At 43.4% G+C, this 15,386-nt stretch carries 15 protein-coding genes; 5 read left to right on the top strand and 10 right to left on the bottom strand.

Translation table 11 applies throughout. The annotated features are described in order from the left end of the window. Positions 1-60: 60 nt before the first annotated feature. The 7 genes from WD019_RS08315 to WD019_RS08285 form a co-directional block, all read right to left on the bottom strand. On the bottom strand, positions 61-1,530 hold the full coding sequence (locus WD019_RS08315) for an aldehyde dehydrogenase (RefSeq protein ID WP_425711238.1): 1,470 nt from the start codon (positions 1,528-1,530) through the stop codon (positions 61-63). Positions 1,531-1,543: 13 nt separating this feature from the next. Next, the gene (locus WD019_RS08310; protein WP_026679049.1) at positions 1,544-2,002 is read right to left on the bottom strand and encodes a RidA family protein; all 459 of its coding nucleotides are present in this window, start codon (positions 2,000-2,002) and stop codon (positions 1,544-1,546) included. After that, positions 1,974-3,017 carry an amidohydrolase family protein gene (locus tag WD019_RS08305; protein WP_035351734.1) on the bottom strand — a complete coding sequence of 348 codons (1,044 nt, stop codon included), beginning with the start codon at positions 3,015-3,017 and terminating at the stop codon, positions 1,974-1,976. Before WD019_RS08305 ends, WD019_RS08310 begins: the two co-directional genes overlap by 29 nt. Then, positions 3,002-3,547, bottom strand: a complete 546-nt coding sequence (nbaC, locus tag WD019_RS08300) for a 3-hydroxyanthranilate 3,4-dioxygenase (protein WP_026679047.1) — start codon at positions 3,545-3,547, stop codon at positions 3,002-3,004. The genes WD019_RS08305 and nbaC overlap by 16 nt, the downstream gene beginning before the upstream one ends. Before the next feature lie 32 nt (positions 3,548-3,579). Next, entirely contained in the window at positions 3,580-4,326 is a 747-nt protein-coding gene (locus WD019_RS08295; protein ID WP_425711199.1) for an IclR family transcriptional regulator, read from the bottom strand. Positions 4,327-4,355: 29 nt separating this feature from the next. Then, positions 4,356-5,828: a 4-hydroxyphenylacetate 3-hydroxylase family protein gene (locus WD019_RS08290; protein ID WP_026679045.1), complete on the bottom strand. Its 1,473-nt coding sequence runs from the start codon at positions 5,826-5,828 to the stop codon at positions 4,356-4,358. Between the two features lie 233 nt (positions 5,829-6,061). After that, positions 6,062-6,943, bottom strand: coding sequence for a sulfite exporter TauE/SafE family protein (locus tag WD019_RS08285; protein ID WP_026679044.1), 882 nt, complete (start codon positions 6,941-6,943; stop codon positions 6,062-6,064). 428 nt (positions 6,944-7,371) lie between these two features. Between WD019_RS08285 and WD019_RS08280 the strand changes: the two genes are divergently transcribed. Further along, positions 7,372-8,928, top strand: a complete 1,557-nt coding sequence (locus tag WD019_RS08280) for an ABC-F family ATP-binding cassette domain-containing protein (RefSeq protein ID WP_425711198.1) — start codon at positions 7,372-7,374, stop codon at positions 8,926-8,928. A gap of 161 nt (positions 8,929-9,089) precedes the next feature. Here WD019_RS08280 and WD019_RS08275 read toward each other — a convergent pair whose 3' ends face one another. Beyond that, positions 9,090-10,301, bottom strand: a complete 1,212-nt coding sequence (locus tag WD019_RS08275; RefSeq protein WP_425711197.1) for an ROK family protein — start codon at positions 10,299-10,301, stop codon at positions 9,090-9,092. Between the two features lie 255 nt (positions 10,302-10,556). On the opposite strand from WD019_RS08275, the gene WD019_RS08270 reads away from it, so the two are divergent. Together WD019_RS08270 and WD019_RS08265 are read left to right on the top strand one after the other, a co-directional pair. Further along, on the top strand, positions 10,557-11,156 hold the full coding sequence (locus WD019_RS08270; protein WP_051291586.1) for a chromate transporter: 600 nt from the start codon (positions 10,557-10,559) through the stop codon (positions 11,154-11,156). Positions 11,157-11,168: 12 nt separating this feature from the next. Then, positions 11,169-11,705, top strand: coding sequence for a chromate transporter (locus tag WD019_RS08265; protein ID WP_026679041.1), 537 nt, complete (start codon positions 11,169-11,171; stop codon positions 11,703-11,705). Between the two features lie 214 nt (positions 11,706-11,919). Here the strand turns inward: WD019_RS08265 and WD019_RS08260 are convergent, their stop codons facing one another. After that, complete coding sequence (locus tag WD019_RS08260) at positions 11,920-12,816, bottom strand: LysR family transcriptional regulator (protein ID WP_425711196.1); 897 nt, start codon at positions 12,814-12,816, stop codon at positions 11,920-11,922. Positions 12,817-12,983: 167 nt separating this feature from the next. Here WD019_RS08260 and hutG point away from each other — a divergent pair, with 167 nt between their 5' ends. Further along, entirely contained in the window at positions 12,984-13,943 is a 960-nt protein-coding gene (gene hutG, locus WD019_RS08255) for a formimidoylglutamase (RefSeq protein WP_425711195.1), read from the top strand. Between the two features lie 31 nt (positions 13,944-13,974). Here the strand turns inward: hutG and WD019_RS08250 are convergent, their stop codons facing one another. Continuing rightward, positions 13,975-14,787: a uroporphyrinogen-III synthase gene (locus tag WD019_RS08250; protein ID WP_425711194.1), complete on the bottom strand. Its 813-nt coding sequence runs from the start codon at positions 14,785-14,787 to the stop codon at positions 13,975-13,977. 118 nt (positions 14,788-14,905) lie between these two features. On the opposite strand from WD019_RS08250, the gene WD019_RS08245 reads away from it, so the two are divergent. Further along, positions 14,906-15,313: a GNAT family N-acetyltransferase gene (locus WD019_RS08245; RefSeq protein WP_425711193.1), complete on the top strand. Its 408-nt coding sequence runs from the start codon at positions 14,906-14,908 to the stop codon at positions 15,311-15,313. The last annotated feature ends 73 nt before the right edge of the window (positions 15,314-15,386 follow it).

Here is a 15,386-nt window from a genome sequence, read left to right as displayed (position 1 = left end):
CTCCTTTCCTTTTGAAAAACCACGAAGGCAAAGTCAAAGCCATTCGTGGTTCTTCCATTTTTATAATTTCATCGTCACGGTCTTCGCCTCTGTATAAAATTCAAAGCTGTGTCGTCCGCCTTCACGGCCGATCCCGCTCGCTTTGCTGCCGCCAAATGGCGTCCGCAAATCCCGTATATACCAGCAATTAATCCAGAGCAGCCCGGAATTTACAGCGGCTGTCACCCGGTGTGCCCGCCTGATATCGTTCGTCCAGACAACGCCCGCCAGACCATAAATTGAATCGTTAGCGATGCGGATCGCATCTTCTTCCGTCTTAAACGGGATCGCAACAAGCACAGGGCCAAAGATTTCTTCCTGAGCCACACGCATTTTATTATCCACATCATAAAGAACAGTTGGTTCGTAAAAGTTGCCTTTCTCAAGGCCGGCTACCTTTTTGCCGCCACAGGCAAGTTTTGCACCTTCGCCTAATCCTATCTCCACATATTGATGGACAGTTTCTAAATGGCTTTCGGAAACGAGCGCTCCCATATCTGTCGCTTCATCGGTCGGATCACCGACGTTAATCTTCCTTACCGCTTCCACAAACTTTTCAAGAAACCGGTCGTAAATGCTTTCTTGAATGAGAAGCCTGGAGCCCGCCAGGCAAATTTCCCCCTGATTACGGTAAATGGCGTCGATTGAACCTTTGACCGCTTCGTCTAAATCCGCGTCGTCAAACACGATATTCGCCGATTTCCCTCCTAACTCGAGCGAGACCGGGATCAAGTTTTCGGCGGCATTTTTCATAATTGTTTTTCCGGTTTTCGATTCCCCGACAAAGGAAATGCGCCGAACATTCGGATGAGTGGTCATCGCCGTTCCCGCCGTGCTACCAGGACCAGTAATAATATTTAAGACACCCGGGGGAAGCCCCGCTTCATTGGCGATTTCTCCAAGCATGACGGCGCTCAGTGGCGTATATGAAGCCGGCTTGACGACTACCGTATTCCCCGCAGCGAGCGCCGCAGACGCTTTCCACGTCAGCTGCATAAATGGAAGGTTCCACGGTATAATGAGGCTTGTCACCCCTGCAGGTGCATATTTTGCATAAGACATGATGTTGTGCTTATCATAGTGCTCATGGACGACGTACTTGGCCATTTCGGCAAAAAAGCGGAAATTGGAAGCGGCGCGCGGAATGTCAAAACCGCGGCTTTCTTTAATCGGCTTGCCGACATCAAGCGTTTCAATGTAGGCCAATTCATCTACTTTTTCCATGATCAAATCCGACATCTTGCATAAAATAGCGGATCGTTCTTCCACGGGCATCCCGCTCCATACTCCGCTTTCAAACGTCCTCTGGGCCACCTCAATCGCCCGCTGTACATCCGCCGCATCGCCTTTGGCTACTTCCGCTAACTTCTCATTCGTGGCGGGATTCATCGTTTCAAAGGTTTGTCCGGAAATAGAATCAACATATTCTCCATCAATAAAAAGCCTGGCATCTTTTATGGTCACTTTTTCGGCTAAAGCGTCTGTGCCCATCATTTCGCCCCCTTTATTTTGCGATTTCAAGTATCATCTCGATTTCAATCGCCGTATTATTCGGCAGCTGTGCCATGCCTACTGCTGAACGGGCGTGCCTACCTTTTTCGCCAAAAACTTGAACCAATAAATCAGAAGCTCCGTTCATCACTTTCGGCTGGTCAATGAAGTCTTCCGCGCTGTTTACAAAACCGAGAATTTTGACGACCCGTTTCACTTTACTTAATTCGCCTAATTCGTCCTTTACAACGCTTAATAGATTGAGCATCGATTGCCGTGCCGCTAAATAGCCTTCTTCGACCGTCAGATCCCGGCCGATCTTCCCATGATATTGGTCTACCCCCTGTCCTGCAGTAAATAATAGATTCCCGACTCTTACACGGCTCACATAGTTGCCAACAGAAGGGCGAACCGGAGGCAATGCCAGCCCCAATTCTTGCAATTTACTCTCCGGCGTTTGTACGATTTGCAAGCACAACACCTCTTTTCTTCTTTTCGATTGATAAAAATTTCGCAGCATTTTCTCCTAGCATCGCTTTCTTCTGCTCTTCGGTAAGTTCTAATGTCTCATCAATGACTTTTCCCGGCTCGATCTCGCGAAGTAAGAATGGATAGTCGGATCCCATGAATAATTTCTCGTGCCCGAATCGTTCAATCATATAGCGAATATTCATAGGATCATAGGTTAAAGAATCAAAGAAAAATTGCTTTGCATAAAAGCTTGGCGGATGTGTCGTCATCCTTAAATGCGGCCAAACATTCCAGCCCTGGTCAAGACGTGGAAGCAAGTAAGGGAAGGAGCCTCCCCCGTGGGCAAAACAAATTTTCAAGAGCGGATATTTCTCCATCATGCCGCTCCAAATAAGGGTCGCTGCCGCCAGCGCCGTTTCACTCGGCATGCCGATCGTATACATGAAATTATGGCGCGGCATACGGTCGCGGCCGAGCGTCTCCCACGGATGAACAAAAATGGGCACCTCCCATTTTTCCGCCATCTCAAAAAAGTCAATGAACGACGGATCATCCAGATTCTTCCCGTTAACGTTTGTCCCGATTTCAATCCCGTGAAGGTTCAGTTCATTTATGCAACGTTCCATTTCTTTGATGGCGGTCGGCCCGTCCTGCATTGGAACCGTGCCAAGCCCGACAAAGCGCTCTGGATGTTCGGATACTGTCTCCGCTATAAAATCGTTTTGGATTTTAGCCATTTCGGCCGCTCGATTTGCCGGTGCCCAGTAAGAAAACGTAACCGGAATAGGAGACAGCACTTGGATGTCTACACCTTCACGATCCATATCCTCTATCCGTTTCTTCGGAGACCATACCTGGTCGGTTACATCGCGAAAGTTTTTTCCGCCTACCATAATGCGTGCGCCGCACGTGCACGTCCTCTCCAGCACTGGCCAACGCCCGCCGCCGTATTGTTGTTCAAAATCGGGGAAATTCTCCGGAATGATATGGGTATGGAAATCTATTCGCACTTCCATTCACCTACAGTTTCCGGCATTTGATACCCGCATTTTTGGCATGTCCGTATATGTTCATTCGAATTAAAGCTATGAATCGCTTGCTTCACCTGTGTTTCAATGTCATTTAATTGAACTGTCACACGATGCATTTCGTGATTGCATTTATCACAAAACCAGACGAAGTCTTCAAGCTCCCCTTCCTTCCGTTTCCGCTCAATGACCAGGCCGTACGTATCGGCTACGCGGTGAGGGGAATGCGGCACCATGGCCGGCAGCATAAATACGTCGCCTTCTTTGACCGTGACGACTTTCCGTTCCCCTTCTTCCGTCATAATTTCGACATAACAGTCACCCTTTATCTGGTAAAAAAATTCGTCAGAAGGATCGACATGAAAATCACGCCTTTTATTCGGCCCGCCGATGATCATCGCGATGAATTCGGAATCTTGCCAGATAACTTTATTGTTGACCGGCGGCTTCAATAATTCTTTATTTTCTTCAATCCACTTTAACAAATTGAATGAACGTAACGTTTCCGTTGCTGGCATATGATAAACCTCCTGATTGTATTAAAATTTTATTAAACATGAATATATCCCAGTTCCTTTGAAATAAGATCAGTTGTTTGTACGACATGTTTCAAAATTTCCTGCCTGTACCTTCCCTGCATGTAAGAAGGCTCGCCGACCAGATTAAGGGCGGCAATGGTCTGTCCGGTGTATGAACGGATCGGCGCAGCTATCCCATAAAGCCCGAGCTCGTTCTCATTGTCACTTATCGAATAGCCGCGGTGACGGGACTCATTTAGATCCATTTTCAGCCGGTTGGGGCACGTGATCGTGTTCGGCGCCCTCCGAATTAAGCCTTTTCTAATTGTCGCCTGGACTAATGAAGGATTATAGGAAAGCAACACTTTCCCGGTGCTTGTGCAATAGGCCGGTTTTCTTGCACCGACGTGCGTATCAATGTCCTCTATTTCTTTTGATGCCGCTTTCAAAACAAAAATGACTTCTCCTTCATCGTACATGCCGATGTGGACCGTTCCGCAAAATCGTCTGACCAACCCTTCTACTAATGGAAGCGCCCCATTTAAAATGTCCTGTTGATACATCACCTGATTGCCCCATTCAAGCAACTTCCAGCCTAACCTGTATTTTTTCTGGCTATCCTTAATGAGCATCCCTTCCTGACACAATGTGTTCAGCAAATGATGGACGGTGCTTGGGCTCATGCCCAGTTTCTCAGCGATTTCCAGGTTGCCTAACACCGGTTCATCGTTCGAAAAGCAATTAAGAATTTTGGCAATCTTATGGACAGAGCCAATCAATTTCAATTCTCCTTCCGTAGAAAAAAGATTTACAGGCTTACTGTTTTCTCCTGAAGCACTCCATCAAGCGCTTCATCGACCATTGAAAATGAATGTTTCTGTTTGTAACTCATATAAAACATGCCCAGCTTTCTAACCGGATCTCCCGAATAATAGCGCTCATATTGGACTAGCCGCTGTCCAAAGGCTTCGCCGCATAAATCCCATGCTAGCTTAAAAAGCCGGACCCGTTCGAGTGCCGAAACTCCAGAACGGCCACCATAATATTTATCGAGGTCTTCTCGCAAATCAACCTGATCAAAATCGCTTCCGGTCGGTGACATTAAGAGACCGCCGGCGCCAATCGTTTGGATTATTTCAATCGCACGCGGGTAAGCTCTCGGCAAAATTCCGCGAATCGTCTCAAGCGGGACACTGGCCGGAATAGCTTCCCCTCTTTCGTTGACCGAAAATTCGATTTCCGCCGTGCGAAGCAAAGCTCGAATCGTCTCTACAGACTGGATCAATTCGCCTAATTGTGTCTGCACATTCAGGTATCCGTCTACACCGATGGCATCGGCCAATCTTGCAGCGACCTGGGCGGCAAATCGAAGTTTCACAAGTCCACGCACTCCATTTTGGTGTGTGTTCTGGCTTAAGCCTGTTTTTGAATAAAGCTGATTCGCCGCTTCGATATTGTTATACATGAATACCCGATTCCACGGAACAAGCACGTCATTAAATACTAATACAGCGTCCATTTCCTCAAAACGCGATGCAAGAGGATGGTCGAACAATGGCCGCTTTCCATTTTGCATCGGTTCACGGCATAAAATGCGAAGTCCCGGAGAATCGATCGGGATCGCGAATGACAAGGCATACCGTTCATCACCCGGCTTAAAACCAGGGAAGGAGTAAATGATCACTTCATCCGTAATCGGCGCCAATGTCGCAAGCATTTTTGTTCCCCGCACGATCAGGCCTTCAGATGTTTCTTCGACAACGCCTAAATGCGTGAACATGTCTTTTTGTTGATGAGAAGGCTTGCTCCGATCATTTTGCGGGTTAATGAGAGCATGGGTTAAAAAAAGGTCATTGTCGCGAATATATTTATAATAGTTTTGAATATTTTCTGCCCATTCCGGGTTGTATTGTTCGAAGAAATCTGGGCTTGAAGCCATCGAGGTAACGGTGACATTCAAAAAGTCCGGCGTTCTCCCCATCAACCCAAACGTTGATTCCGCCCAGGCTTCAAACAATGCCCTTCGCCTCATTAAATCCTCGTAATTTTTTGGAACGATAAATGCATTGGACACCCTTTCTCCGGTTTCTTCACAAATGGTTGTAATTTTATCCTGATACTCTGGATCATGCTGCATATCATACAACTTTGCGATTTCAAGGATCGGTTGCCTGAACACCTCCTCATTAACTATATCTGTTACTTTCCTACCCGAAAGCCAGATTTCAGGTCTTCTCGATTTCAGCCCGTTGATATACTGCTCGCCTGTACGAATCCCCATGACACCAACTCCTATTTTTATTGAATATTTTGTTTCTTACTATAATTGAAAGCGCTTTCTATTCTCAACGGAGTTCTTTCACAATATGAAATCCAGAAGTTTTTTTATTTTTTTCTGCAAAAAACCTTGATTGCTGTAATAACAATCAAGGTTTGTCTGGAGAAGTTCGTGTTTCCTATAATAGGACTTTGACGTTTTTGGCGTCATTCCTTCTCATATTCATGAGTTATTTTCTATTGGTCTTGTTGAAATGTCTCTCTGCGGACAACAGTACTTTTTGTGCTCACTGTATAAATCACTGCTGCTGCCCATAACGTAATAATTATTCCATATATTAACCACGGGTTGGGTACATTCCATGTGGTTACTAAAGTCCTCACATTCGTAAAAATAATCAGGCCTCCGACTAAAACGCCTAACAAATACGATGGCATGATCCGGACAAGCCATGCGGCAATTGGTGCGGCGATGACACCGCCTAGCATTAATGTAAGGACCCAAAACCAGTTTACCTGCTCCCAGCCTAATGAAACGATAAAGCCTACTGTGGCCGCAAGTGAAACGACAAACTCACTCGTATCGACTGAGCCGACGGCTTTTCGAGGGGTTGTTTTTTTCGCAAGCAGTACCGGGGTAGAAATCGGGCCCCAGCCTCCTCCTCCTGTTGAGTCAAAGAATCCTGCGATCAGCCCGAGTAAGACGTACTGCTTTTTCGACATTGGTTTTGAATTGGCTTCATTTTTGGCTGCCGTCTTGCTCATAAAACGCCATAAAATATAAATTCCAAGAATTAATAAGAAAATCGAAACGTATGGCTTAATCAGGCTGCCGGGCAAGTTGCTTAGAAAGCAAGCGCCTACAAATGCGCCGATAGCACCCGGAACAATAAGCCGAAGGACTATTGTCCGATCCACATTTCCAAAGCGAATATGGGAAACACCGGAAGCGGCTGTTGTAACAACTTCTGCCATGTGAACAGAAGCAGATGCAATTGCCGGTGATACGCTGAATGCTAATAATAATGACGAAGAAGTTAACCCGTAGGCCATCCCTAATGAGCCATCGATGAGCTGTGCCAAAAACCCAATGAAAGCAAAAATGATTAATTTACGCATATTTTTCTCTCCTTTCACATCGAAACACGGAATCCCGGATTCTCGTGAGCGGCACGGGGTAAGTTCGCCCTACGCCTTGAATTGAAATCATACTATGTCATTGGTATTAAAAACTCGGTGGGGCTAAGCCTTAGGCGAAAGCAACACCGTAGTTGCCCACTTATCCCTCGAATTGCAATCATAGTATGCTACTGGTATAAAAAAAGTCCCTACCAATGTTGGATAGGGGCCTTCGGTTTTTCCGATCAGCATTTTTAATTTAAGAATATTTAAACACACCAATTCCGATTTGTAAACTGGGTATTTAAAAATTTTTCTTTTTCTTCGAACATTCTTCCAAAATTTAAGATTGTTGCATCTATTGTCTTCATTGCTCGAACGGGGATATAATCAAAAAAGAATCCAAATTTAGAAAAGGTGCAAATAACATGAGCATATTATCAGTCAAAAACTTAAGCCACGGTTTTGGCGACCGGGCCATTTTTAATGATGTTTCCTTCCGCCTTTTAAAAGGAGAGCATATTGGCCTTATCGGGGCAAATGGAGAAGGAAAATCGACATTTATGAACATTATTACAGGAAAGCTTCAACCTGACGAAGGGAAAGTGGAATGGGCGAAAAAAGTACGGGTTGGGTATCTCGATCAACATACCGTGCTCCAAAAAGGGATGACTATTCGCGATGTGCTAAAAAGCGCGTTCCAATATTTATTCGATCTTGAAGCGGAAATGAATGAGCTCTATGCCAAAATGGGCGAAGCGTCACCTGAGGAGTTAGAGAAGTTGCTTGAAGATGTTGGCCCCATTCAAGATACCCTTACAAATAATGATTTTTACATTATTGACGCGAAAGTGGAAGAAATCGCCCGCGGATTAGGGTTAGATGAGATCGGGCTTGAGCGCGATGTTCATGAATTAAGCGGCGGACAGCGGACAAAGGTATTGCTCGCCAAGCTGCTTCTCGAAAAACCAGACATCCTGCTGCTCGATGAGCCGACGAACTATTTGGATGAACAACATATTGAATGGTTGAAACGTTATCTTCAAGAATATGAAAATGCGTTCATTTTAATTTCCCACGACATTCCTTTTTTAAACAGTGTCATTAATTTAGTTTATCATATGGAAAATCAAGAATTGAACCGTTATGTCGGCGATTATACAAACTTCCAGCAAGTGTATGAAGTGAAAAAACAGCAATTGGAAGCAGCTTATAAAAAACAACAACAAGAAATAGCGGAATTGAAAGATTTTGTAGCCCGGAATAAAGCTAGGGTCTCAACAAGGAACATGGCGATGTCCCGTCAAAAAAAGCTGGATAAAATGGAAGTGATCGAACTTGCAAAAGAAAAGCCGAAACCGGAATTTCATTTCAAGGAAGCGCGGACAAGCGGCAAAATGATTTTTGAAACGAACCACCTCGTTATCGGCTATGATGAACCTTTATCAAGACCGCTAGATTTACGGATGGAACGCGGGCAAAAAATCGCTCTTGTCGGGGCAAACGGGATCGGTAAAACAACACTTTTAAGAAGCATTCTCGGGGAAATCAAGCCGATTTCCGGGACCGTTGAACGCGGTGAGTATTTACACATCGGCTATTTTGAACAAGAAATGAAAGAAACGAATCACCATACGTGCATTGATGAAATTTGGAATGAATTCCCCTCTTTTTCCCATCATGAAGTCCGTGCAGCTCTTGCCAAATGCGGGCTAACGACAAAGCATATTGAAAGCAAAGTATCTGTCTTAAGCGGTGGTGAAAAGGCAAAAGTGCGGCTTTGCAAGCTGATCAACAGCGAAACGAACCTACTCGTTCTTGATGAGCCGACCAACCATTTGGACATTGATGCGAAGGATGAATTAAAGCGTGCCTTAAAAGCTTATAAAGGAAGTATTCTTCTTATTTCCCACGAACCAGAATTTTACCGGGACGTTGTAACAGATGTCTGGAATTGCGAATCCTGGACGACAAAGGTGTTTTAAGCCTAAAGAAGGTGCGACTGGCTGATAAACTATTGAATTTGGCTGATATTCGACTAAAAGTGGCTGATTTCCCAACGAAAGTGGCCGATAAGTTACCGAATACCAATCACTAAATCGTAAAATGGCTGTCGAGAATTTCTCGACAGCCTTCAACTTAACTGCTATTGTTCCAAATAATAATCAAATACCATGCTCCCGGCCCCAACGGTTACCGCATTGTCTCCTTCTGATGCTTTGTGAAATTGAATTTGATAGTGAGGATAATTCTTTAGCCGGTCCTTCGCCGTTTCCGAAGCGACTTCATAAAAAAGCTCATGGGATCCTAAAACGCCGCCGATAATGACGACTTCCGGATGAACGAGGTAAATAAGATTAGAAAGAGCAATCCCGTAATAGAATGCGGCATCGCGAACAATCTCTGAGCATAGCGGATCATCCTGCACAATCGAATACAAAATATGGTCAAACCGGATATCTTCTAACTGATTGACCATTCTTTTAAGCAAAGATGGCTTTCCCCGCTTGAGTTGTTTAATGACTTCGATCCGAATTGCCGAAAGACTGCTGTACGCTTCAAGGCAACCGTATGCTCCACACGAGCATTTAAGGCCGTGTACATCTACAATCACGTGGCCAAATGCACCTTCCATATCCACATTCCCTCGAACAACCTGTCCTTTCGAAATCACTCCACATCGAATGCCGACTCCCGACATCGTATACACGAGATTATCTGCTGTCTTCCAGTGATTTCTCCGATATTCGCCGAGCGCAGCAAGATTCGCCCCATTTTCTAACAAAACAACAGTGTCAAAAGCCTCTTTTAACCGGTTAACAAGATTTACATTTTCCCATCCTTCCGACAAAAAATGCTTCGGGTTAAGGAACACACCTTTCTCGCGATCTAGCGGGCCAACCGCGCCTACACCAATTCCAAGCAAACGGCCAAGAGGAATATTCCTGCTTTCCAACATTTGTTGAATCTGTTCACATATAAAATGTAACGTATAATCGGCCGTCGTGCTTGAAGTCATGTCCAATTTAATCGATTGCAAATGATTCAACTCAAGGTCAAGAAGGGCGATTTTAGTAGATACACGGGTAATGTCGACACCGATTAAATAATAGTTGTCTGGTTTAATGACATACATCGCCGGTTTTCGCCCGCCTGTTGATTCACCCTGGCCGCTTTCATAAATGAGGTCAGCCTCGACAAGTTCATCTATTAACCGTGCGCATGTTGCCTGCTTGTATCCCGATAATTCAACGAGCTTGCTTTTGCTAATCGGGCCAAATTTATATATTAATTCATACAAACGTTTTAAACTTTTCATTTTTGGAGACATTAAACCAATAAATTGTTTGAGCATCATTTCCTCCAGATGGAATTACGTTCTTCAATATTATAACTTTTATTGACATGATAACGTCAACTCCTACTATCACCTTCTTTCATTTTCACATTTCCATCCGAAACTTATTTTCATTTTGAATAAAAGTTCGTTTACAGATTGGCACTTCTATTTTAAAATTAAGGTAAATAAGCAATTATTTATTGGTAAATAAGAATATGTTTTTATCAAAATGATAAATACTTTTTGCATATTCCTTGAGATGAGGTGATAGGAATGGGGGAAGGAAGCAAATTCACATTAATTTGGAAGGTCTTTTTAACTTTCTTAAAAATAAGCCCTATAACATTCGGCGGCGGATATGCAATGATCCCGTTGTTGGAAAAAGCGATTGCAGAAAAGAATCGTTGGGTGAAAAAGGGAGAAATTGCGGATATTTTGGCTGTTGCCCAAACCGTTCCCGGATCGATCGCCGTTAATACAGCAACATTTATCGGCTACCGGTTAGCTGGTATTTCTGGTGCTATTTCAGCAACGCTCGGCATTATTGCCCCAACATTTTTCATGATTATTCTTCTTGCCGCATTATTTCTTGGCTTTCAACACGAGCCGCTGGTCCACGCCGCTTTTCTTGGAATTCGCCCTACAATTGTCGCCTTAATTTTATTAGCAGCTTTCAAGATCGGAAAAACAGCCGTCATTGATAAAACAACTCTGTTCTTAACAGCGGCCAGCTTACTTGTCTTTCTTTTTGTTCCCGTTCAACCGATATTTGTTTTATTGTGCGGCGCTTTGGCAGGTATCATTCTCCAGGCGAAAGGAAAATCAAAACAATTTGTCGAGAACTATGAACATGCAAAAACAGGTGGCAAATAGGAGATGAGATAGATGGTATTGTGGAACCTTTTTGTTTCTTTTATAAAAATAGGCTTCGTTTCATTTGGCGGCGGATATGCGATGATCCCGGTCATTCAATATGAAGTTGAAAAGCACGGTTGGCTATCTGTACAGCAATTCACTGATGTTATCGCTATTAGCGGGATGTCCCCCGGGCCGATTGCAGCTAATGCTGCTGTTTTTGTCGGCTACAAAGCTGGAGGAATTTCAGGTGCGATCATTGCCATTTTGGCGATCTCAGTCCCTTCTTTAATCATTGTCCTTCTCGTTTCCCTTGTTTTTACAAAGGTGCAACATCAACCAATGATTCAATCAGCTTTTTACGGATTACGACCGGTTATAACTGGAATGATAATTTTTGCGGCAGTTCAATTCGCCATCCAAAATAACCTCATTGGAATTCATCATTTTCATGTAACAAGTCTCCTCTTCCTGTTCGTTTCATTAGGATTACTTCTTTTTACGAGACTTCATCCTGCTTTTGTCATTCTTCTGTCAGGCATCGCGGGAATCATCGTATATTTTTAATTTCCCAGGCATAATTTACCAATACCCTGGTAATATACTATAAGTTTTTCATTTTCAAAGAGTAGATTTACTAAGAAATGAGGGAATGCATGAAAAAAGTCGTCCTTTTTGTGCTGGCTTGCTTCATGTGTTTAGGGATTGGCGTTACGCCGGGTTATGCGTCGGGAAACCAATCAAGATTTTTCCTCATTCGAGATGAAGCATCAATTGGTGATCATGCTTCATTATCTCTTTTAAAAAAATGAATGATGAAAGACATTGCATCTTGCACTACGGGCGGCAAATAGCGATTAGAATGATAAGCCATGTAGACCATCCTGTTCGGTGTAGGGTTAGTTAGTTTAAGTATGTTAATTCCTGAAAGAGAAGAGTATTTTAAATAATTTTCAGGGAGAATGGAAACGCCGAGCCCTGCTTCTGCTAAACTGCATGCCATCTCAAGCCTCTCTACTTCATACGTGCTTTTCGGATCAAAACCCGCCGTTCGGCAAGCTTCTGTAATTTTTTGATAAGATGGATACCCGGGTTGGCTAAGAATGAGGTTCTCATTTTCAAGCCCGGATAAGTTTATCGATTTTAGATGGCAAAAGGGATGGTTTTGGGGTGTAACTAAAACATATTCTTCATTATATATTGGAATAAACTTCAAATGGCTATGTTCTATTTTTTGGGGAGCGATGCTCAAATGGACATCATGTCGATTTAAAGCTTCTTCGATATCCCTCATTCCGATCATTTCTTTAATTTTAATGTGTACGTTAGGATATTTAGTTCTGATTTTAATAATAATCTTTGGAATCCAGTATTTCGAAGATTCAATGATTCCGATCTTTAATGTCCCTGCACCGGTGTACTTGACTTCCTTCATCTCTTTCTGAACATGTTCGAATTGGCTTAAAATCCCGAGGACATGTTGATAAAACACAGCTCCTGATTCAGTAAGGCCAACTTCTCTCGTCGTACGTTCAAGCAATTTGCATCCTAATTCTTTTTCTAATGATTTTATCGTATTGCTTAATGATGGTTGGGAAACATGCAATTCTTCTGCCGCTTTTGAAAAATTTTTATGCCTCACAACGGATTCAAAATATTTTAGATGGCGAATATCCACTAATTTGTCTCCTCTAAAAAGTTAATTTATAGCTATAAATTATAAATATATAAAAACCATGTATTAGAAATTATAAAATGATGCCTTTATAATTTCAAATAAGACAAAATGATCTGAATGGATCTAATCGTTTTAATAAGTCTAATATCACTGGAGGTTAATTTTTCATGTACAAAATGGCAGATGCTTCAGTTTGGACAGGGCGGACAGATAGCGACACGGTAAAAGAGATGTTTCGGCTACATCAAGTCGTTCAGGTAGAAAATTTAGAGAAATTTAATGAAAAGCTAAGCGGGACAAGCTTTGGGATTATTGGATTTAAGAGTGATGAAGGAGTTAGAAGAAATAAAGGACGGGTTGGAGCTTCAAGTGCTCCAGACGAAATCAGAAAAGGAATGGCTTCATTGCCATACCTTTCGCCTGACATTAACTTGTACGATTTCGGCAATGTTACTTGTGAGGATGGTGAGCTGGAAAACGCGCAAAAAGAACTGGGCGAAGCCGTTAGCAAACTACTTGGTCTGAATATTTTCCCGATCATTATCGGAGGTGGCCATGAAGTCGCTTACGGGCATTTTCTTGGCGTGAAGGGACATGTGGCCGGACAAGAAAGCATTGGCATCATCAACATAGACGCCCATTTCGACATGCGCCCATATGACGAAATGACATCGTCCGGGACAATGTTCAGGCAAATATTAGATCATCATAAAAATTGCAGCTATTTGGTTGCCGGCATTCAAAAAAGCGGAAATACAAAGTACTTATTTGATACTGCAAAAGCCTACGGATGCGAATACATTTTAGAAGAAAACATCCATAGCGGCAATATGGGTGAAGTGATGGATCGGATCCATCGTTTTATTGAGAAAAATGACCACATTATGCTTACGCTGTGCAGCGATTGCATAGGTGCAAGCTTCGCACCCGGTGTCAGCGCCCCTTCCCCGTTCGGGATGGATCCGAAGGTTGTGAAACAGCTGATTAAGCATATTGTTTCACAAAATAAAGTGATCAGCTTTGACATTGCTGAAATCAATCCTCTTTTGGACGTGGATGGCCGGACGGTAAAGCTTGCCGCTCAAATGCTGCATGAACTTATCTTTAACAATGTTTCTGTCGAATAAGGCAAAGCCTCTTCTGAAGAGGCTTTTCTTATTACACATTGATTTTTTTATAGTGAGCGGCAATCGCTACAATCATCGCACCCATGCGCTCATGTTCAGGGACAATGACACGCTGCACTCCTCTTTCAGTCAGCTCGCTTCCGGTTACTTTTCCGACAGCTGCCGCCACTACCTTTTCCTGAAAGGCTTCAATCATTTGCGGCAATACCGCAAGCTTTTCTGCCGTTTTAAAAAGTACCCTGACCTGCGGTGAGGCGGTAAAAGCAACAACATCGACCGTTCCGTTGATAATTTCTTCAATCAATTGATAAACGACATTTAGATCGGGAACAACCGTTTGATAAGGCAGCACCTGAAATACGTCCGCATTTCGTTCTTCAAACCATTGAACCAATTTGGGAACAGGCTCTCCATGAAGCTGCAAATAAATGTTTTGCTGATCAAAAGAAAACGGCTCTAGCGCGCGCAGTAATCCGTCATTTGTTCCATCATCATCGATGACAGCTGGCTCAATTCCGTATTTTTTCATGATTTGGGCCGTTTTATAGCCACGAACGGCAATTCTTGCTTTTATCAGCGCTTCTATAAACGCTTGTTGTAGATTTAATTGTTCCGCTGCATCAAATAGTACAGCTGATCCAATTCCGGTTGTAAATACGGCCCAATCCGTTCCATCTTCTATGACTCTTCGAATATTTGGTTCCAATTCCTGAACCGAACATTTTTTTGTCTCCTGAATCGGCCGCTGTACCGAAATTCCTCCTTGCTTTTCAATTAAAGCAGAAATTTCTTCTATTTTTCGAGATCCTGTTAGGACTACACGTTTTCCTTCTAACGCCCTCACGTTCCCATCCCCTTTTATTTTGATTTTGTTATCAAATAAAATCCTATTAGTTTTCTATTGAATTTGCTTCCATTATACTAAACATTATGAACAATTTCTTCAGTAAGGGATGATGTCAATGGAGTGGAGACATGAAACGCTGCCTTATAGGATAAGTGATCGCAAGGAATTATTAGAACTGGACAAGATCCATTCCTGGCTGCAAACAAGCTATTGGGCGGCCGATCGTACAAAGGAAACGGTTAAAAAGAGCATCAATGGCTCCCTATGTTTCGGGATTTATAGCGAGTCAGGCCAGGTCGGGTTTATGCGGATTGTAACAGATAAAGCAACCTTTTCATGGATATGCGATGTGATCATTGACCCTCATCATCGAGGAAAAGGCTTAGGAAAATGGCTTATGCAATATTTAGTGGAACATCCTGATGTTTCCGGCACGAAAATGGCATTAGGGACTCGCGATGCCCATGGGCTTTATGAGCAATATGGCTTTGAGCGCCAGGAAACGATGCGCCGGAAACCTTGAGTCACGAAAATGAAATCAATTGACGTTTCGTCTCGCTAGACCGGTTCTATCGGACAGAATTTCGCCCCCGGCA

Source organism: Fictibacillus sp. Mic-4 (genome assembly GCF_049843615.1).
GTDB lineage: Bacteria > Bacillota > Bacilli > Bacillales > Fictibacillaceae > Fictibacillus_A > Fictibacillus_A gelatini.
This window is presented reverse-complemented; position numbering and strand designations above follow the sequence as displayed.

Coding starts and splice junctions, on each gene's coding strand:
- WD019_RS08285 (WP_026679044.1), bottom strand. CDS start 6,943: ATGCGTAAATTAATCATTTTTGCTTTCATTGGGTTTTTGGCACAGCTC.
- WD019_RS08270 (WP_051291586.1), top strand. CDS start 10,557: ATGGGGGAAGGAAGCAAATTCACATTAATTTGGAAGGTCTTTTTAACT.
- nbaC (WP_026679047.1), bottom strand. CDS start 3,547: ATGCCAGCAACGGAAACGTTACGTTCATTCAATTTGTTAAAGTGGATT.
- WD019_RS08305 (WP_035351734.1), bottom strand. CDS start 3,017: ATGGAAGTGCGAATAGATTTCCATACCCATATCATTCCGGAGAATTTC.
- WD019_RS08280 (WP_425711198.1), top strand. CDS start 7,372: ATGAGCATATTATCAGTCAAAAACTTAAGCCACGGTTTTGGCGACCGG.
- hutG (WP_425711195.1), top strand. CDS start 12,984: ATGTACAAAATGGCAGATGCTTCAGTTTGGACAGGGCGGACAGATAGC.
- WD019_RS08245 (WP_425711193.1), top strand. CDS start 14,906: ATGGAGTGGAGACATGAAACGCTGCCTTATAGGATAAGTGATCGCAAG.
- WD019_RS08315 (WP_425711238.1), bottom strand. CDS start 1,530: ATGGGCACAGACGCTTTAGCCGAAAAAGTGACCATAAAAGATGCCAGG.
- WD019_RS08265 (WP_026679041.1), top strand. CDS start 11,169: ATGGTATTGTGGAACCTTTTTGTTTCTTTTATAAAAATAGGCTTCGTT.
- WD019_RS08290 (WP_026679045.1), bottom strand. CDS start 5,828: ATGGGGATTCGTACAGGCGAGCAGTATATCAACGGGCTGAAATCGAGA.
- WD019_RS08275 (WP_425711197.1), bottom strand. CDS start 10,301: ATGATGCTCAAACAATTTATTGGTTTAATGTCTCCAAAAATGAAAAGT.